The 18444-nt window shown below is 64.2% G+C and carries 20 protein-coding genes and 2 tRNA genes; 10 read left to right on the top strand and 12 right to left on the bottom strand.

The window, feature by feature from the left end:
* The first annotated feature begins 564 nt into the window (after positions 1 to 564).
* On the top strand, positions 565 to 2397 hold the full coding sequence (locus FOZ70_RS15420) for an ABC transporter ATP-binding protein (protein WP_042977612.1): 1833 nt from the start codon (positions 565 to 567) through the stop codon (positions 2395 to 2397).
* Between the two features lie 78 nt (positions 2398 to 2475).
* Here FOZ70_RS15420 and otsA read toward each other — a convergent pair whose 3' ends face one another.
* Positions 2476 to 3855 (bottom strand): alpha,alpha-trehalose-phosphate synthase (UDP-forming), encoded by a 1380-nt coding sequence (gene otsA, locus FOZ70_RS15415; protein WP_219706201.1) that lies wholly within the window; start codon positions 3853 to 3855, stop codon positions 2476 to 2478.
* Entirely contained in the window at positions 3852 to 4604 is a 753-nt protein-coding gene (gene otsB, locus FOZ70_RS15410) for a trehalose-phosphatase (protein ID WP_021163098.1), read from the bottom strand. Before otsB ends, otsA begins: the two co-directional genes overlap by 4 nt.
* A 282-nt stretch (positions 4605 to 4886) precedes the next feature.
* Here otsB and FOZ70_RS15405 point away from each other — a divergent pair, with 282 nt between their 5' ends.
* The 3 genes from FOZ70_RS15405 to FOZ70_RS15395 are packed head-to-tail and all read left to right on the top strand — an operon-like array spanning position 4887 to position 6863.
* The gene (locus tag FOZ70_RS15405; protein WP_219706200.1) at positions 4887 to 5522 is read left to right on the top strand and encodes an SCO family protein; all 636 of its coding nucleotides are present in this window, start codon (positions 4887 to 4889) and stop codon (positions 5520 to 5522) included.
* A gap of 14 nt (positions 5523 to 5536) precedes the next feature.
* On the top strand, positions 5537 to 5983 hold the full coding sequence (locus FOZ70_RS15400) for a copper chaperone PCu(A)C (RefSeq protein WP_060376568.1): 447 nt from the start codon (positions 5537 to 5539) through the stop codon (positions 5981 to 5983).
* Between the two features lie 10 nt (positions 5984 to 5993).
* Positions 5994 to 6863: a cytochrome c oxidase assembly protein gene (locus FOZ70_RS15395; protein WP_021163095.1), complete on the top strand. Its 870-nt coding sequence runs from the start codon at positions 5994 to 5996 to the stop codon at positions 6861 to 6863.
* 22 nt (positions 6864 to 6885) lie between these two features.
* On the opposite strand, the gene FOZ70_RS15390 is transcribed toward FOZ70_RS15395, so the two are convergent.
* Together FOZ70_RS15390 and FOZ70_RS15385 are read right to left on the bottom strand one after the other, a co-directional pair.
* Positions 6886 to 7371 carry a GNAT family N-acetyltransferase gene (locus tag FOZ70_RS15390; protein ID WP_021163094.1) on the bottom strand — a complete coding sequence of 162 codons (486 nt, stop codon included), beginning with the start codon at positions 7369 to 7371 and terminating at the stop codon, positions 6886 to 6888.
* Positions 7372 to 7497: 126 nt separating this feature from the next.
* Entirely contained in the window at positions 7498 to 8370 is an 873-nt protein-coding gene (locus FOZ70_RS15385; RefSeq protein WP_027787992.1) for a pirin family protein, read from the bottom strand.
* A 109-nt stretch (positions 8371 to 8479) separates the two neighbouring features.
* Between FOZ70_RS15385 and FOZ70_RS15380 the strand changes: the two genes are divergently transcribed.
* Both FOZ70_RS15380 and FOZ70_RS15375 read left to right on the top strand, forming a co-directional pair.
* Positions 8480 to 9397 (top strand): LysR family transcriptional regulator, encoded by a 918-nt coding sequence (locus tag FOZ70_RS15380; protein ID WP_021163092.1) that lies wholly within the window; start codon positions 8480 to 8482, stop codon positions 9395 to 9397.
* 102 nt (positions 9398 to 9499) lie between these two features.
* Positions 9500 to 10003: a GAF domain-containing protein gene (locus FOZ70_RS15375; protein ID WP_059486599.1), complete on the top strand. Its 504-nt coding sequence runs from the start codon at positions 9500 to 9502 to the stop codon at positions 10001 to 10003.
* A 147-nt stretch (positions 10004 to 10150) separates the two neighbouring features.
* On the opposite strand, the gene map is transcribed toward FOZ70_RS15375, so the two are convergent.
* The gene (gene map / locus FOZ70_RS15370) at positions 10151 to 10957 is read right to left on the bottom strand and encodes a type I methionyl aminopeptidase (RefSeq protein WP_021163090.1); all 807 of its coding nucleotides are present in this window, start codon (positions 10955 to 10957) and stop codon (positions 10151 to 10153) included.
* Complete coding sequence (locus FOZ70_RS15365; RefSeq protein ID WP_021163089.1) at positions 10957 to 11193, bottom strand: ParD-like family protein; 237 nt, start codon at positions 11191 to 11193, stop codon at positions 10957 to 10959. The genes map and FOZ70_RS15365 overlap by 1 nt, the downstream gene beginning before the upstream one ends.
* Positions 11194 to 11339: 146 nt before the next feature.
* Between FOZ70_RS15365 and FOZ70_RS15360 the strand changes: the two genes are divergently transcribed.
* Together FOZ70_RS15360 and FOZ70_RS15355 are read left to right on the top strand one after the other, a co-directional pair.
* Positions 11340 to 11960, top strand: a complete 621-nt coding sequence (locus tag FOZ70_RS15360) for a helix-turn-helix domain-containing protein (protein WP_219706199.1) — start codon at positions 11340 to 11342, stop codon at positions 11958 to 11960.
* 58 nt (positions 11961 to 12018) lie between these two features.
* Positions 12019 to 12567: a GNAT family N-acetyltransferase gene (locus FOZ70_RS15355; RefSeq protein WP_059649279.1), complete on the top strand. Its 549-nt coding sequence runs from the start codon at positions 12019 to 12021 to the stop codon at positions 12565 to 12567.
* Positions 12568 to 12642: 75 nt separating this feature from the next.
* Here the strand turns inward: FOZ70_RS15355 and FOZ70_RS15350 are convergent, their stop codons facing one another.
* Entirely contained in the window at positions 12643 to 13086 is a 444-nt protein-coding gene (locus tag FOZ70_RS15350) for a GNAT family N-acetyltransferase (RefSeq protein ID WP_230956632.1), read from the bottom strand.
* A gap of 598 nt (positions 13087 to 13684) precedes the next feature.
* Between FOZ70_RS15350 and FOZ70_RS15345 the strand changes: the two genes are divergently transcribed.
* Positions 13685 to 14560, top strand: a complete 876-nt coding sequence (locus FOZ70_RS15345; protein ID WP_219706198.1) for a hypothetical protein — start codon at positions 13685 to 13687, stop codon at positions 14558 to 14560.
* A gap of 561 nt (positions 14561 to 15121) precedes the next feature.
* Here the strand turns inward: FOZ70_RS15345 and FOZ70_RS38090 are convergent.
* Positions 15122 to 15454 (bottom strand): hypothetical protein, encoded by a 333-nt coding sequence (locus tag FOZ70_RS38090; RefSeq protein ID WP_196488511.1) that lies wholly within the window; start codon positions 15452 to 15454, stop codon positions 15122 to 15124.
* Positions 15433 to 15873 carry a major capsid protein gene (locus tag FOZ70_RS38085; protein WP_059649276.1) on the bottom strand — a complete coding sequence of 147 codons (441 nt, stop codon included), beginning with the start codon at positions 15871 to 15873 and terminating at the stop codon, positions 15433 to 15435. Before FOZ70_RS38085 ends, FOZ70_RS38090 begins: the two co-directional genes overlap by 22 nt.
* A gap of 323 nt (positions 15874 to 16196) precedes the next feature.
* Between FOZ70_RS38085 and FOZ70_RS15325 the strand changes: the two genes are divergently transcribed.
* Positions 16197 to 17054, top strand: a complete 858-nt coding sequence (locus FOZ70_RS15325; RefSeq protein WP_155630966.1) for a hypothetical protein — start codon at positions 16197 to 16199, stop codon at positions 17052 to 17054.
* Positions 17055 to 17430: 376 nt separating this feature from the next.
* Here the strand turns inward: FOZ70_RS15325 and FOZ70_RS15320 are convergent, their stop codons facing one another.
* From FOZ70_RS15320 to FOZ70_RS15310, 3 genes are all read right to left on the bottom strand, one after another.
* Complete coding sequence (locus FOZ70_RS15320) at positions 17431 to 17967, bottom strand: hypothetical protein (protein ID WP_196488508.1); 537 nt, start codon at positions 17965 to 17967, stop codon at positions 17431 to 17433.
* Positions 17968 to 18173: 206 nt separating this feature from the next.
* A tRNA-Cys gene (locus FOZ70_RS15315) sits at positions 18174 to 18247 on the bottom strand.
* A 100-nt stretch (positions 18248 to 18347) separates the two neighbouring features.
* Positions 18348 to 18423, bottom strand: a tRNA-Gly gene (locus FOZ70_RS15310).
* Positions 18424 to 18444 lie beyond the last annotated feature (21 nt).

Here is an 18444-nt window from a genome sequence, read left to right as displayed (position 1 = left end):
GCGTAACTCCTAAAAAATCGGCTAAAAACCAGGTATGGGTCGGCAACCTGCCGGCGGTCCGGGCTGGATGCATTTCGTCCGAAAAGTCGGACGAATCAGCCTGCCGGGGGCGTCAAACCCGCGCTGCTCAAGGAGCGTCGGCGACGCGACAGGCATAGAACGTTTGAAACGAAGACCCGTTGACAGGGGTTCGTAAAAAACCTGGAATCGAACCCGGAGCCGATTATCTAGGGTTAATCCCGATACGGCGCACAACATTTCAAACACTTTACTTTGTTACAAAGGTGCAACACTTTGCAACCCGCGGACTTGGGCGTCCGTTCTAGAGTGGAAGGCCCTTTTGGCATTCCTTGCCCCCGTGACTGCCGGCAGCGTGATTCCGGCACATGAGACAGGACGGGATGCCGGATTTTATCTCAAAATCGATCGAGCACCCCTGGCCGAGGCAAGATTCGCGCAGCGCAGCGCACGGCCTTGTTTACAATGCCGGATTATTCAGTCCGGGCGAACGCCGGCAAGCGATCCCGCCGCACCGCTCAATCACCGAATCACCGCACGCATATTTTGGAATCTCTCACCCCTGCCCAGCGCAACGCCCACAACGCGAAGCTGTCGAGCTACGCGCACCGGCCGATCGCGTTCCTGTTCCGCTACATCCGCCTGCATCCCGTTGCCCACCTGATCGTGCTCTGCAGCGTGCTGGCCGCCGTCGGCTGCGCGCTCGGCTCGCAATACGCGATCAAGCACCTGATCGACGTGCTGGCGACCGGGCGTCATCACCCCGGCCCGCTGTGGAGCGCATTCGCGCTGCTCGTCGGGCTGATCGCGGCCGACAACCTGCTGTGGCGTGTCGGCGGCTGGGTCGCCGCGCATACGTTCGTCGCGGTCACCGGCGACCTGCGGCGCGACCTGTTCCAGTACCTGATCGGCCATTCGCCGACCTACTACTCCGAAAAGCAGCCGGGCACGCTCGCGAGCCGCATCACGGCCACGTCGAACGCCGTCTACACGTCGGAGAACACGATGGCGTGGAACGTGCTGCCGCCGTGCATCGCGGTGATGGGCGCGATCCTGATGATCATCGTCGTCAATCCGATGATGGCCGCCGGCCTGCTCGGCTGTTCGGCCGTGCTGTCGGTGATCCTGTTCAAGCTCGCCGGGCGCGGCTCGGCCCGCCATCACGCGTTCGCGGCGAAGGCCGCCGCGGTCGACGGCGAACTCGTCGACGTGATCGGCAACATGGGCCTCGTGCGTGCGTTCGGGATGACGCTGCGCGAACAGAAGCGCTTCGGCGCAACGGTCAAGGCCGAGATGGATGCGCGCCAGCAAAGCCTGCTCTATCTCGAAAAGCTGCGCCTGCTGCATGCGGTGATCACCGCGATGCTGTCCGCCGGCCTGCTCGGCTGGGCGCTGTGGCTGTGGGACCAGGGCCGCGCGACGTCCGGCGACATCGTGCTCGTCAGCTCGCTCGGCTTCACGATCCTGCACGGCACGCGCGACCTCGCGGTCGCGCTCGTCGACGTCACCCAGCACGTCGCGCGCCTGTCCGAAGCCGTCAAGACGTTGCTCGAGCCGCACGGGATGCCCGATCGTTCGGACGCCCAGCCGCTGTCGGCCAAGGGCGGCCGCGTCGACTTCGAGCGCGTGACGTTCGCGTATCCGCACCGCCGCGCGATCCTCGACCATTTCGATCTCCATATCGAGCCGGGCCAGCGCGTCGGCCTGATCGGCAAGTCGGGCGCCGGCAAGTCGACCGTGCTCGCGCTGCTGCAGCGCTTCTACGACACGCAGGACGGCGTCGTGCAGGTGGACGGCCAGGACGTGAAGTCGATCACGCAGGACAGCCTGCGCCACGCGATCGCGCTCGTGCCGCAGGACATCTCGCTGCTGCACCGGACGATCTACGACAACATCGCGTACGGCCGCCCCGAAGCGACCCGCGACGAAGTGCTCGCGGCCGCGCGCGACGCGCGCTGCGCGGAGTTCATCGAAGCGATGCCGGAAGGCTATGACACGATCGTCGGCGACCGCGGCGTCAAGCTGTCGGGCGGCCAGCGCCAGCGCATCGCGATTGCGCGCGCGATCCTGAAGAACGCGCCGATCCTGCTGCTCGACGAAGCGACGTCCGCGCTCGACAGCGCATCCGAGGAAGCGATCCAGAGCGCGCTCGACCGCCTGATGGTCGGTCGCACGGTGATCGCGATCGCGCACCGCCTGTCGACGCTGCGCAACTTCGACCGGATCATCGTGATGAACAACGGCAAGGTCATCGACGACGGGCCGCCCGACGTGCTGCGCAACCGCCCCGGCCTGTACCGCGACCTGCTCGCGAAGCAGCACGGCCGCCATCACGCGGCGCCCGACGGCAGCACGCCGACCGGCGAACGCGTGGCTTGACGCACCGGCCCGCAGCCAGCAAAAAAGCCGCAGTGCGAGCAGCACTGCGGCTTTTTCATTTCCGGCGGGAGGTGTCGTTTACGCCTGCTGCAGATCGCGCAGGAAGTTGTCGCGCCACACCGACACGTTGTTCTCGCGAAGCTGCGCGATCATGTCGGTATAACGCGCGCGCCGCTCGGCGAGCGGCATCGTCAGCGCCTGCGACAACGCATCGGCCATCCCGTCGATATCGATCGGATTGACGATCAGCGCCCCCGTCAGCTCGCGCGCGGCGCCCGCGAAGCGCGACAGCACGAGCACGCCCGGATCGTCCGGATCCTGCGCGGATACGTACTCCTTCGCGACGAGGTTCATCCCGTCGCGCAACGGTGTCACGTAGCCGACCCGCGCGAGCCGGTACAGCGCCGCGAGCAGCTGGCGGTCGTACTGGCGATGGATATAGAGGATCGGTGCCCAGTCGAGCTCGGCGAAGCGTCCGTTGATGCGCCCCGACTCTCCTTCGAGCTGCAGGCGGATGTCCTGGTACGCGCGCAGCTCCGCTCGCGTCGACGGCGCGATCTGCAGGAACGACACGCGATTGCGATGCGACGGCTCGTGCTCGAGCAGCTTCTCGAACGCGCGGAAGCGCTCGACGAGCCCTTTCGAGTAATCGAGCCGGTCGACGCTCATGATCAGCTTGCGGCCCCGCAGCGACGCCGCGAGCGTGCGCACCGCCTTGCCGTGCTCGCCGGCCTGCGCGAGCGCCGCGATCTCGTCCGGATGCACGCCGATCGGATACGCGGCCGCGCGCATCCTCCGGCCGAATGCGCGCACCGTCACCAGGCGGCCGTCGCGCTCGAACACGCCGTCCGCTTCGGATTCGACGTAATCGCAGAATGCGCGCAGGTCGGGTTCGGTCTGGAAACCGAGCAGGTCGAACGCGCACAGCGACTCGACCAGGTCGCGATGCGGCGGCACGTTGACGAGCACCTGCGCGGCGGGAAACGGGATGTGCAGGAAGAAGCCGATGCGGTTCTTCACGCCGGCCGCGCGCAGCGCGCGCGCGAACGGGATCAGGTGATAGTCGTGCACCCAGATCACGTCGTCGTCCTGCAGCAGCGGCACGAGCTGCTGCGCGAGCCACACGTTCACGCGGCTGTAGCCTTCGAACTCGTGACGGTCGTACTGGATCAGGTCGGTGCGGTAGTGAAACGCGGGCCACAGCGTCGCGTTCGAGAAGCCGCGGTAATACTGGTCGTAGTCGCGCCGCGACAGGCCGATGGTCGCGAACGTGACCGGCCCGTGCTCCTCGACGCGAATCTGCGGCGCGCCGGACGCGACGACCTCGCCGCTCCAGCCGAACCACATGCCGCCCGTCTCCTTCAGCGCATCGTAGACACCGATCGCGAGGCCGCCTGCCGCCGGTTCGCCTTCCGAAATCGGTGCGACGCGGTTTGAAACGATGATGAGGCGACTCATGCGTGCGGCTGCCCCGCACCGAGCCAGTGCGCGATCTGCTCATGCAGCGCGTCGACCGAATCGAGCCGCATGCGGGCGGACGTCTCGCCCGCGCCGACCTTGATCGACAGGCCGCCGCGCGCGTTGACCACCGCGAAGCCCTTCTCGTCGGTCAGGTCGTCGCCCGCGAACAGCGGCACGCGGCCCGCGAACGGCGGCTCGTCGAGGAACGCGGCCAGCGCGCGCCCCTTGTCGACACCCTTCGGCTTGATCTCGAACACCATCTTGCCGGGCTGCAGCACATACGCATCGGCGTAGTCGGCGACGAGGCGCTCGGTGGCCGCGCGCGCAGCCGCCTCGCGCTCGGGCGCGTTGCGGTAATGCAGCGCAACGGCCGCACCCTTGATTTCGAGCAGCATGCCCGGATGGCGGTCGACGACGGCCGCCAGCTCGCGCTCGATGCGCAGCAGGCGTTCGTCGTTGAAGCCGATGCGCTGCGTGTCGCCGTTCGCATCGCGGCGCTCCGCGCCGTGCAGGCCTGCGATCGGCAGGCCGGGCATCTTGAGGAACGCGTCGAGGTTGTCGATACCGCGCCCGGACACGACCGCGACCGCACCGTGCGAGCGGTGCCGCAGCTCGTCGAGCAGCGTCAGCAGCGACGGCGGAACGTGAATGCTGTCGGGCGTCGGCGCCAGTTCGACGAGCGTGCCGTCGAAGTCGAAGAAGAACGCGGTATCGGTCAGGGACAGGGAAGCCGGAACGGATTGCATCGATTCGATAGTCTGAGGGCCGGCCGGCAAACGCCGCACCGCCGCTGCGCGAATGGAATTGTGCGCATCTTACCGCGCCTGCGCACCGAGATGGGCGAAACCGGCGCATCGCCAGCCGCGCGCCGCCGATTGCGTCAACTGCGACATATTGCCCCGCTCGTCCGCCCCGTACGGGTTTCGAAAGGACGCGGGCGCGCGAATTGCGCTACAGTCGCAACCGCCTGCCGCGCGACGCCTGGCATCGCGCCGGCCGGTCACCTTTCCGTCCGATCGAGCCCCAGGATGTCGTCTGCCCGCCCAGCGCCGCACCGGCGCTTCTCCCGCTTCATCCGCACGGCCGCGGCCTTCGCCGCCGCCGTGGCGCTCGCCGCGTGCACGCACAACGAGCCGCGCTGGAACCTGACCAACGTCACCGGCCACCTGCCCGACCTGTCGTTCACGCTGACGGGCGGCGACGGCCATCCCGTCGACGCCGATGCGTTCCACGGCCAGGTCGCGCTCGTCTACTTCGGCTACACGCACTGCCCCGACGTCTGCCCCGAAACGATGGCACGGCTGATGGAAGTGCTGGCGAAGCTCGGCCCGCAGGCCAACGACGTGCGCATCCTGTTCGTCTCGGTCGATCCTGCACGCGACACGCCGCAGGCGATGCAATCGTATGTCGCCGCGTTCGACGCCGCGCATGCACGCGGCCTGACCGGCACCGACCGCCAGATAGAATCGCTCGCGAAGCGCTATCGCGTCGCGTACCAGATGGAACAGCGCGATCCGTCCGGCGGCTACGAAGTCACGCACAGCTCGGCCGTCTACATCTTCGACGCAACCGGCCGCGCCCGCCTGCTTGCGACCGACCGCGACTCGCCCGACGCCATCGCCGCCGATGTGCGCCGGATCATCGACACCGCCTCCACCACCTGAATTCCTCTCACGACATGAAGACGAAGACAACACTCAAGACGCTCGCCCTCCTCGCCGCGCTGTGCGCCGGCACCCACGCCTATGCTGCCGGTGCGGTCACCGCGCAGAACGCATGGGTGCGCTGGCTGCCGAACAAGCTGCCGGCCGGCGGCTACGTGACGATCGTGAACACGGGCGACAAGCCGGTCGATCTCGTCGACGTCGACAGCCCCGACTACGGGATGGCGATGCTGCACCAGACCGTCTCGAACGGCTCGACGCAGAAGATGGAAATGGTCGACAAGCTGACGATCCCCGCACGCGGCAAGGTCGACATCGCGCCGGGCGGCTACCACTTCATGCTCGAGGAGCCGAAGCACGCGATCAAGCCGGGCGACACCGTGCACCTGCGCCTGAAATTCTCCGACGGCGAAACGGTCGATGCGCCGTTCGCCGTGAAATCGCCGGCCCAGGCGAAGTGATACGCGCGCGATGAACCTCCTGTACTGGCTCGATCCGTGGGAACCGTCGCCGACCGTGGTGATCGCGGTGCTCACCGCTGCCGTGCTGTTCGCGCGCGGCGTGAAGAAGGCGAAGGTGTCGCCGCTGCGGCAGTTCTCGTTCTGGTTCGGGCTGACGGCGCTCTACATCGCACTGCATACGCGGCTCGACTATTTCTTCGAGCACGAGTTCTTCCTGCACCGCGCGCAGCACCTCGTGCTGCACCACCTCGGGCCGTTCTTCATCGCGCTGTCCTATCCGGGTGCGGCGATTCGCGCGGGCATCCCGTTTCGCTGGCGGCAGCGCTTCGTGCGCCCCGCCCTCGCATGGGCGCCCGTGCGCGCGACACTCGACGTGGTGTTCCATCCCGTCGTCGCGGTCGTGCTGTTCGTCGGGCTGATCTATTTCTGGCTGCTGTCGCCGATCCACTTCATCGCGATGCTCGACTGGCGTCTCTATCGCGTGATGAACTGGAGCATGGTGATCGACGGGCTGCTGTTCTGGTGGCTCGTCGTCGATCCGCGCCCCGCGCCGCCGGCCCGGCTGTCGCCGGGCCGCCGGATCCTGATCGTCGTCGCGGCGATCCCGCCGCAGATCGCACTCGGCGCGCTGATCTTCTTCACGCCGCACGAGCTGTATCCGATCTACTCGATCTGCGGCCGCGCGTTCACGTGGCTGAGCCCGCTGCGCGACCAGCAGATCGGCGGCCTGCTGCTGTGGATTCCCGGCTCGATGATGAGCGTGATCGGCGCGCTGATCGCGCTGCGGCACTGGCTGCGGCTGTCCGCCCGCGGCCGCCTGATCGGCGAACGGGCAGCGCAACGCGCGGACGCGCCGTCGGTCGCGCGCGCCGCGCACTGACTGCCGCGCGGCGCGGCGCGCATTACGCGCGTGCGCTGCTCATCCACACGTGCGGGATGCCGTCCTCGTCGTGCACGTCCGAACTCGGCGTGAAGCCGAATGCCCCGTAAAAGCGCTGCAAGTGGGCCTGCGCATGCAGGCTCACCGGCGTATCCGGCCACTGCGCGCGAATATGCTCAAGGGCGCGCGACAGCAGCCCGTTGCCCAGGCCGGCGCCGCGAAACGCGGCGGTCGTCAGCACGCGGCCGATGCGGACATCGGTGTTCTGCGCATCCGGCAACAGCACGCGCAGATAGCCGGCGAGCCGCCCGGCCGGATCGAATGCGGCCAGATGCCAGGCGGCCTGGTCCGCGTCGTCGATGTCGCGATACACGCAGTTCTGCTCGACGACGAACACGGCGCTGCGGGCTTCGAGGATCGAATAGACTTCGCGCGCCGTCAGCGCGTCGAAGGATTTCCAGCGCCAGTCGAGATCGGCGGCGCTCGGGGATGCGGCGGATGCGTTCATGGTCGGTCCTGATTCGGGCGCGCCGGCCGGCGCGCGGCAACCGTCGATTATGCCCCGAAGCGCACGCGCCGCGCGACCGGCCGCCCGCACCCGAAAAAAGGCCCCGCATAACGCGGGGCCTGTCCGTCATGCCGGCATCTGGCCGAAGCGGCCGTTGTTGAAGTCCTCGATCGCGGTGCGGATCTCCGCTTGCGAGTTCATCACGAACGGCCCATACCCGACGACCGGCTCATCGATCGGTTCGCCGCTCAGGATCAGCAGCTTCGCGTCGCCGTTCGCTTCGATCTCGACGTCGCTGCCGTCGCGGCCGAGCTGCACGAACTGCGCTTCGCGGGCGACCGTCTCGCCGTTCACCTGCACGGTACCGCTCAGCACGACCACCGCGAGCGTGCGCCCTTCGGCGACCGGGAACCGCGCATGGCCGCCGGCCACGAGCCGCACGTCCCATACGTCGATCGGCGTATGCGTGCGGGCCGGGCCGCGCCGCCCGTCGAGCTCGCCCGCGATGATCCGCGCACGCCCCGCGCCGTCCGGCAGCTCGACCACGGGGATGTCGGCATCCAGCAGCGTCTGGTAGCCGGGCGCCCCCATCTTGTCCCTGGCGGGCAGGTTCACCCACAGCTGGACCATCTCGAGCGGGCCGCCACGCTTCGTGAACCCTTCCGAGTGGAATTCCTCGTGCAGGATCCCGCTCGCGGCCGTCATCCACTGCACGTCACCCGGGCCGATCACGCCGCCCGCGCCGGTCGAGTCGCGGTGCGCGACCTCGCCGTCATAGACGATCGTCACCGTCTCGAACCCGCGGTGCGGATGCTGGCCGACACCGCGCGGCGCCGAGGCCGAGCCCGGCTCGAACGTGGCCGGGCCGGCGTAGTCGAGCAGCAGGAACGGGCTCAGATGCGCGCCGTGAGACTGGTAGCTGAACATCGAACGCACCGGGAAACCGTCGCCGACCCAATGGCCGCGCGGCGCACTGTACACACCCTGGATCTTCTTCATTGCCTTCTCCGAATTGCGGCGAAACACGTGTTTCGCATCCTGGACAGGAATATAGAGGTGGAACGATCGATCCGGTAGACTGCCAAAATCGCACTCAGCGTTCCATTTCATGAACGATAAAGCGCGGGATCTGAACGATCTCTATTATTTCGTGCAGGTCGTCGAACACGGCGGCTTCGCACCGGCCGGGCGTGCGCTGGACATGCCGAAATCGAAGCTGAGCCGCCGCATCGCGCTGCTCGAGGCGCGGCTCGGGATGCGGCTGATCCAGCGCTCGACGCGCCGCTTCACCGTTACCGATGTCGGCCAGACCTACTACGCGCATTGCCGCGCGATGCTCGTCGAGGCCGATGCGGCCGACGAGGCGATCGCGCTGCTGCACGAGGAGCCGCGGGGCATCGTGCGCGTCAGTTGCCCGATCGTGCTGCTCGATTCGCTCGTCGGCGAGATGATCGCCGCGTTCATGGTCGCGTGCCCGCGCGTCGAGATTCATCTGGAAGCGACCAACCGGCGCGTCGACGTGGTCGGCGAAGGGATCGACGTCGCGATCCGCGTACGCCCACCGCCGCTCGAGGACAGCGATCTCGCGCTGCGCGTGCTGGCCGAGCGCGGCCAGTGCCTCGTCGCGAGCCCCGCGCTGCTGCGCGAGCATGGCGCACCGGCCGTTCCCGCCGATCTCGCGCGCCTGCCGAGCCTCGATCACGGCGTCCCGCAGTCCACGCACGTGTGGCGGCTGCGCGGGCCCGACGGCGCGCATGCGGAAATCCACCACCTGCCGCGCTTTGTGACCGGCGGCATGCTCGCGTTGCGTGCGGCGGCCGTCGCGGGTGTCGGCATCGTGCAGTTGCCGACGATGATGGTGCGCGACGAGGTCGCGCGCGGCGCGCTGGTAACCGTGCTGCCCGACTGGGCACCGCGCCGCGAGATCGTGCATGCGGTGTTCGCGTCGCGCCGGGGGTTGCTGCCTGCGGTACGCGCGCTGCTCGATTTTCTGGCCGCGCGGTTTGCCGAACTCGAACCCGACTGAGCTTGCCGCGTCGCGCGCAACCGCGCGCTGCAAACCGTGCGCGCGTGCCGTAGACTGCGGTACGCGCATCGCGCATCCCACAACCCTGATCGCTTTCCCGCCATGTTCACGCTGTCCAACGACCCCAACGCCTCCAAGGCCGATCAATACGCGACGCTCGTCGAGCAAGCACGCGCGCTCGTCGAATCCGAACGCGACCTGACCGCGAACGCGGCCAACTTCGCCGCGCTGGTCTACCACTCGCTCGACCGTCTCAACTGGGCCGGCTTCTACTTCTTCGACGGGACGGAGCTCGTGGTCGGGCCGTTCCAGGGCAAGCCCGCCTGCGTGCGGATCGCGCTCGGCAAGGGCGTGTGCGGCACGGCTGCGCAGACGCGCGAGACGCAGGTCGTGCGCGACGTGCACGACTTCCCCGGCCATATCGCGTGCGACGCCGCGTCGGAATCGGAAATCGTCGTGCCGCTGGTGGCCGGCGACGGCACGCTGATCGGCGTGTGGGACGTCGACAGCCCGGTCGCCGCGCGCTTCGACGACGAAGACCGCCAGGGGATGGAGGCGCTCTGCCGCGTATTCGTCGAATCCGCATGGCAGAAGGCACGCGGTTGAGCAGCGGCTGAGCCGCGTTCATCCACCGCGCGGCAGGTCGCCGCGTTCACGCATGAACCTCGCCGCATGACCTCGAACGAAACGGGCTCCGCAAAGGAGCCCGTTTCACTGTGCCGGCGCACCGCCCTTCGCGGCGCACTTTACGCGTCAGGCAGCGTGCGTGCCGGACAGCGCCGGGGACGCTTGCGGCTTCACATCCTCGGTCAGCACCTCGAAGCCCGTTTCCGTCACCACGACCATGTGCTCCCATTGGGCCGACAGCGAATGGTCCTTCGTGACGACCGTCCAACCGTCCGCCAGCATGCGCGTGTCGCGCTTGCCCGCGTTGAGCATCGGCTCGATCGTGAAGATCATGCCCGGCCGCAGCGGTACGCCGGTGCCCGGGCGGCCGTAGTGAAGCACCTGCGGCTCGTCGTGATAGACGTCGCCGATGCCGTGCCCGCAGTACTCGCGAACCACGCTGAATCCTTCGCGATGCGCGACCTGCTGGATCGCGTAGCCGACGTCGCCGAGCGTGGCACCCGGGCGTACCGCGCGGATGCCCGCATGCATCGCCTCATAGGTCGTCGCGACGAGGCGCCGCGCGAGTTCGTTCGGTTCGCCGACGAAATACATGCGGCTCGTATCGCCAAACCAGCCGTCCTTGATCACCGCGATGTCGAGGTTCACGATGTCGCCGTCGCGCAACGGCCGCGACGTCGGGATACCGTGACACACCACGTGGTTGACCGACGTGCACAGCGTCTTCGGATAACCGTGGTAGCCGATGTTCGCCGGGATCGCGCCGAGCACGTCGACGATGTATTCGCGGCAGCGTGCGTCCAGTTCGTCGGTGGTGACGCCCGGCTTCACGTGCTCGGTGATCATCGTCAGTACCTGCGACGCCAGCTTCGCGGCTTCGCGCGACTTCGCGATTTCCGCCATGCCGCGGATCGGGATTTCTCGCTTCGCCATTACGCCACCTGCTCGATGCCGTGTTCGACCGGTTCCGCCGGCCCCGCGTCGCCGCCCCGTGCTTCGGCCTCGATCAGCATCCGGCAGATGTCGCCGTAGGACAGCGCCGGATTGAGTTCCGCCAGCATCCCGACGCGCAGCCAGTGCTCGGCCTGTGCGTTGATCGAGCGGCTCAGCGCCGTGCTGGTCGAGCGCAGCCGCTCGTGCATGTGCTCGGAAATCTTGATGATGCCCATATATCCCCAATTAAACGAAACGTAGTCGGTTCGTATATTACGCTGCGGTGGGCTGGCGGGCAAGCCATGCGGATTCCGTCGAGCCGGCTGCCGGCCCGTCACCGGCGTTGACACCGAATTCCAGTTTGCTGGAAAATAAATCCACCATGAAAGAATCCGTCACCGCCGCGGCCGACGACACCGGCATCAACGAACGCATCGCCCGGCGCGTGCGCGACCTGCGCACCGTGCGAGGCTACACGCTCGATGCGCTGGCTGCGCGCTCCGGCGTCAGCCGTTCGATGATCTCGCTCATCGAACGTGCATCGGCCAGCCCGACGGCCGTCGTGCTCGACAAGCTGGCAGCCGGGCTCGGCGTGTCGCTGGCCGGGCTGTTCGGCGGCGACCAGGACGAACCGCCCGCGCAGCCGCTGGCACGCCGCGCGCAGCAGGCCGAATGGCGGGATCCGGCGTCCGGTTATGTACGCCGCAACCTCTCCCCGGCTGGCTGGCCGTCGCCGATCCAGCTCGTCGAGGTGGATTTCCCGCCCGGTGCGCGCGTCGCGTACGACAGTGGCGGACGCGAAAGCGCGTTGCATCAGCAGGTGTGGATCATCAGCGGCCGCGTCGACGTCACGTTCGGCGAAACGCTTCACGAACTTCACGAAGGCGACTGCCTGGCCATGCGGCTCGACCAGCCGCTGATTTTCAGCAATCCGTCGCCGCACGCCGCGCGTTATGTCGTCGTGATCTGCGATGCGTCCGCCGCGGGCGTGCGCAACCCCTGATGAACGCGTCGTCGCAGCAGTCGTGCGCGCGCCCCACTTACTGCCCACAGGAGTCCGTATGAATTCCCCGAAACAGCGCGACGACGTGCGCCTGATCGATTGCAGCGAGGCCGAGCATGCGCCGGCCATCCTCGAGATCCTGAACGACGCGATCGCGAACTCGACCGCGCTGTACGACTACAAGCCGCGCCCGCCGGAAGCGATGGTCGCGTGGTTCGCGGCGAAACGCGCAGGCGGCTTCCCGGTCATCGGCGCGGTCGACGCGTCGGGCACGCTGCTCGGCTTCGCGAGCTGGGGCACGTTCCGCGCGTTTCCCGCCTACAAGTACACGGTCGAACACAGCGTGTACGTGCATCGCAACCAGCGCGGCCGCGGGCTTGGCGAAGTGCTGCTGCGCGAAGTCGTCCGGCGCGCGCGGGAAGCGGAAGTACACGTACTGGTCGGCTGCATCGATGCGGCCAACGCGGGGAGCATCGCACTGCATGCGAAGCTGGGATTCGTGCACTCGGGCACGATCAAGGAAGCGGGCTTCAAGTTCGGCCGCTGGCTCGATGCGGCGTTCTATCAGTTGACGCTCGACACGCCTGCGCAACCGGTGGACGGCTGAGCGGATGTCGCGACGGACAAGCGGCATCGCATAGCCGAAGCCCGCTCGCAGCGGGCTTTTGTTTTCAAACACGCGCTACGTGCGCATTTTCCTGGAAAGACGCTGCCCGTCGCGCGCGAAACCGTGATGCGCGTAAAAACGGTGGGCGTCCGGACGTTGGTCACCACTCGTCACCTCCAGCTTCACACATCGGCCGCGCTCGAACCAACGTTGCGCGTCCGCCATCAGCGCACCGCCGATTCCGCATCCCCGGTGACGCTCGTCGACGACCAAACTCGTGATGCGCCCGAGATTCCCGGGTGCGTGAAAGAGCGGAAGGATGTGCAGGCTGATACTGCCGACAATCTCGCCATTCAGAATCGCCACGCAGACCCGGTCACTCGGCTTGTCGGCCAGCGACAGCAATTTTTCATGGATCAGCGCGGGCGTGACGTCATATTCGAGCTGGCGCAACAGCCTCGCGATTGCGGCGCAATCGGAAAGCCGCGCGTCCCTCATTTCGGGCTCCGGGGTGTTCAATCCGCCTCACCAGGTTTCTGCATCGACAGCCTCGACGTTTCGCGCAGGGCCCAAACGCCCGCGGGTCGCGTCATGCTACCGCATCCATCCCGCCCGTCTCACGAGCCATCTCCGCAACGGGCGTGGAAAAAAGAAAAGCCCCCGCCGAAGCGGGGCTTTTCGCTTCTTACCTGGAGGCGCGAGCCGGAGTCGAACCGGCCTAAACGGCTTTGCAGGCCGTCATTTTTTACAACAAATCAATTCATTATGTTAATCAACCATCCACATTAGCCGCTCTGCCGCTCAAGCCTCAACTTTACAGTCCAACAACGACATCGTGCCATTGGCTCCGCCTTGACCTCAGCGGCCGATTCCGCCCCATTCCGGGCTCTTGTCGCACAACATTCAAGTATTCCTTGCGGTCAGGAAGCGGCCAGCCATCTGGACGTCGACGCCAGCACAGCACAATTCGTCGTATCCTAGCAGCCAGAAAAACATGTGACATAACCTGACTCCACCCATGGAACGAATTCGACCGCCTTCTTCACACGCTGTCGCTGTCTACTTTAACGGCGGAATAGCGTATTGCTTCGACCGTGCGCCTAGGGATATGCGGTCAATGGACGATGTTACGCGGGCACTGGAGCAGATTGTGTGGCAGTCCAAGGCGAATTGCAGCGTACCGATCTATGCTCGCCGTGACGGGTTTCTCATATTCGATTTCGACAAGTGTGTCGACTTCTCGCACAAAACGGGCGGCGCTGACGTGCAGGCTGCCGATGAACAACAGCAGATGAATCGTCTGCGCTATCAGTACGTGAACGCGTTCTTGATGGGCGTGCATTCTTGGTTATCGGAGACAATGAACACCGGAACCCCAGTGCAGTCACCCTTGAATGGGCTCAACTGGTGCAAAGCCGTCGCGAATGATGGTCAATGGTTGATCACCGATAGTTTGGCGCAACCTGTGAACGGATCGAACTTTTTGGCACGAGATTTACAGGTAGACGTGCTGGATCATGCAGTACGCGTGATTGCACAATGCGAGAAACTGTTCGACGATGGCCATAAAATTTTAGAGCTGTGCTTAATCGCCGGTAATCAATATGCGCTGCATCAATTTGAATCGGCGCACCTCATTGCCTGGTCAGTGATAGAAAAGTCGCTTAACAAGATGTGGGCCAAACTACTACATGACCTAAATGCAGCAAACGGCGGCCATACGAGTATGAATCGAGATCGTCGCGACCTGCTCACGGGCCGTGACTATACGGCGTCCATCGTGACTCAACAACTCTCACTGCACAAAATAATCGATGACGACATGCTTTTCCGCTTAGACGAGGCTCGACGGACGCGTAACAACTTCGCGCACAGTCTTAAGCCGGTGACATGGGAAGATGCTGGTCGCGCACTAAATACTGCAAACGACATATTGAGTAAGCTCATTGGGATAAGGGTGTACTGCCAAGCTGCAGTTAGCTGGAGAAATTGACACTGAATCCACGACGCCGCGAATGCTGACCGTCACGTGGGAGCGCCCCTTACAGCAAATCAGCACGGGCGTTCAACTTGCCGCTCGTGCTGACCAGCGCCCGACGACCGTCTCGGGCGCGCACCTCATCAACTGACATAACCTGAACGTGTTACCACTCAGTAGTTCAGGGGATGGAATGATAAGCTCAAGGCTTATCCAGCGAGGCTCTCGCCCCTTGCTGTAGCAAATTTGTAGCACGTGAAAAAGCCCGCTCGCAGCGGGCTTTTGTGGTTCTGGGCTCAGATCCCGCCACTGCGTTGCAAAGCAACTTGGCACGGATGGCTCTTCATATACGGGCATCACATCCTGTGTGGCGCCCACTCGGACGCCGGGCGAGAGCAGACTTAACCGGCGTACTCTCGATAGATGTCGGGAAGAAACTGACCGAGACACGTAAATTCCGTCATGTCATGCAGCGCCATTTCGTATGCGAGGTTTTCCAGCGCCGCCTTGTCCAAGCCCATTTTCTTTAACAATTCCCACGAGAGAGGTGCACCTCCTGGAAATTTCTTGAACCTGTCAAACGAGGGATGCGTGCCGATCCAGTAACGATTGATCATTTCGAGCCCAGCCGGCGTGTCCCGTCCCAGATGGATCATTAGCACGAGCGGTGTGTTCTTTGCCGAGGGCGTCGCCGGTTGCCGAGCTTCCGGCCGCAGCGCCGGCACGCCGGACGTCGGCGACGAGTGCGGCGACTTGCCTGCTCAGCCCGTCAGCAGCAGCACCGGAAACAGCAGCATCAGCGGCCGCCTGATCACGTTCTTTCGCAGCATCAGTTGCGATCTCCTGTTGTGCCGCCAACCGGCGGCGAAATTCGTTACGTTCGTTCGTCAGGTCATCGATCTGCCGCATCTGATCCGCCACCTTCGCGGATTGATCGGCGTCGCGATGTCCCTCGAAGTAGCCGCAGGCATCTTGCGCTTGCTGCCGACGACAACGCCGGCCGGCGAACCGCGCTCGCCAGCCGCGACGAGTGCGAGCGTGTCGCCGTCGCGCTCGATCTGGATCGTCGTCGTCGTGATGCCGTCCTCTTCGAACAGGCCGAGCGTGCCGATCCGGCCGGGAACATACGGCTGATCGTTGATCGCGGCACTCAGGGACGACAGCGAGAACGCATCGTCTTGAAACAGGGCGATACCGGCGATGTCCTGCGCACTGCGGATCTCGTCGATCGATGCCACGCGATAATCGAGCTGGACCTTGTCGACGAACCGAGAAACGGCCGACTGGTCAAGGTCGAGATGGTCAGCGATCTGCTGCTGAGTCAGCATGAATATGACCCCCTATGGAGACTCGCCAGTAGAGAAAAAACGCGGGTGCGAGCCCCCGCGGGTTCGCCATCATGCAGGGTCCCCCGGCCTACCCCGCATCCAAATAGCGTCGTTCTTGCTTGAACCGACTCCGGCTTCAGCAGGCCCATCGAATCTCGCCGCGTACAGACGACGTATGTGTAATCGCGTGTAATTGATCAATCTCACACGGGTGATTACGTTTAATGCGCGTGACCTTTCGAACGTCGCGTTTTCGGCTTAGGGGGTACTGACACAAATATGTCAGTTGGCCCAACTCCATGAACAACCAAGTGAGGAATATCATGAGCAGCAATAATTGGCCTGCCCTTGCGGTCTTGAATGGAAAGCTGTTCTTGGTGCACAAAGGTGGCGGCAGCAACACCAATATCTATTTCACGTCATTCGACGGTTCGAACTGGGCTCCGGAGAGCATTGTCCCCAATGCCGCAACCACCCAAGCGGTTGCACTGGCGGCAGTCGGAAACACGCTGTACATGGCGCACAAGGGTGGCGGCAGCAACAACAACATCTATTACACGTCGGTCGACGGTTCATACTGGGCACCGGAGAACATTGTCCCGGATGCCTCGACCAGCCAGCCAGTTGCACTAGCGGCAGTCGGAAACACGCTGTACTTGGCGCACAAAGGTGCCAGCAACAACAGCATCTATTACACGTTCTTCAATGGATCGTACTGGGCGGCGGAGCAAACTGTTCCTGATGCCGCGACCTCCGATTCGGTTGCATTGGCGACAGTCGGTGGCACGCTGTACTTGGCGCACAAAGGCGGCGGCAGCAACAACCACATCTATTACACGTCGTTCGACGGTTCGAACTGGGCTACAGAGAACATTGTCCCCAATGCCGCGACCACCCAGCCCGTTGCACTGGCGGCAGTCGGAAACACGCTGTACTTGGCGCACAAGGGCGGCGGCAGCAACAACCACATCTATTACACGTCGTTCGACGGTTCAAACTGGGCTCCGGAGAACATTGTCCCTGATGCCGCGACCGCCCAGCCAGTTGCACTAGCGGCAGTCGGAAACAGGCTGTACCTGGCGCACGAAGGTGCCAGCAACAACAGCATCTATTACACGTTCTTCAACGGATCATACTGGGCGGCGGAGCAACCTGTCCCCAATGCAGCAATGGCTGAATGATTGGGGTGAGCAATCGCCAGCGCGATTGCGTACAAGTCTCGTCCTCATATTCGTCTGTCCGCTGGCGTGCCCGAACGGAAAGTCTGGTAAGTAAACGACAGATAGCTGCAGCTTGGCTATCGGCCGACGCGACGGTACCGCGAAGCGGTCGCGTCACTCGCATACGACATCCAAAAGCAAAAGCCCTGAGTGCTCGCGCACCCAGGGCTTCGATATTCATTTCGTAAGGGCGAACGCCCTCCCAACAGATCCCGACAGACAGTTATCGTTGTTGGTCGCGGCGCTCCCGCGATTCAGTACGCCTGTCGGGCGACGGTTGCGACACGAGTATGCGGTCGCTCATTTATCCAGTGACGCGGTAAAGGATGTGCAGAGTTTAAGCGATCCGCTCTTGAAATGAAATACGTTTCACCCCTCGCAATTGTCGCCGCACTGTTTCGTACACCGATCCATCGACCGTATACGTCGCATATCGCTTCGGTAGCAATCGAAGCGGATTAACCGCGAGCATTGGCGTGCCGAACTTAACTACCCAATCGAAACAGCGGGCGAGCGCCCCTACGTTGTGGCGAATGGTCGATGGCGAAAGATGCTGCTCGCGCTTCATCCCTGTCACCCATCGCTCGGCCCACTCGTAGTCCACTGTTGTGAGCGCATTTGACGGCAACCGACCAAGCAATGTGTTCAGCACCTGGTTGTCAGAATCGGGCACCGATACTCGACGCAGATACTCGCGAATCGCATCCAGCGTCGTTGAAATCATCTCCCGTTGTTCGACGACGTCCGCCGGCACGATGCCGGCATCGAGCAGCTGCTCAAGGCGAGCGACATATGCATCGCCCTCTTCTTCAGATTGAAACGTCAGGGAAGTGGCTTTGGAAGAAGCTTCGAACGTCGGATGATGTATTCCCACGTTCCGGAGGGTCGTAATCGCTTGGTCACCATGCGCTGCCGCGGACTCGCCTATACGGCAAAAGAGCCGACTTAGGCGTGGTTACGCGTGTTTCTTGAGTGGTTAGAGGCGACTTTGTACCACTCTAGGCAACTTTCTTACAAGGATGAAAGTGGGGCCGGAAAAAGAAAAAGCCCTGATTTCTCAGGGCTTTTTCTCTTCTTACTTGGAGGCGCGAGCCGGAGTCGAACCGGCCTAAACGGCTTTGCAGGCCGCTGCATAACCGCTTTGCTATCGCGCCAAAAGCGGACTGTCCGGATGCCGTGAGGCAAGAGACAGATTTTTTATTCGAGGACCGGAGGTCCATCAAATAAAAAGGGAAGCGTGGCTTCCCCATTACTTGGAGCGGGAGACGAGTCTCGAACTCGCGACCTCAACCTTGGCAAGGTTGCGCTCTACCAACTGAGCTACTCCCGCATTGTCCTGCACCTGCAGCGC

Source organism: Burkholderia sp. COPS, assembly GCF_019425585.1.
In the GTDB taxonomy this organism is placed as follows: Bacteria; Pseudomonadota; Gammaproteobacteria; order Burkholderiales; family Burkholderiaceae; genus Burkholderia; species Burkholderia cepacia.
This window is presented reverse-complemented; position numbering and strand designations above follow the sequence as displayed.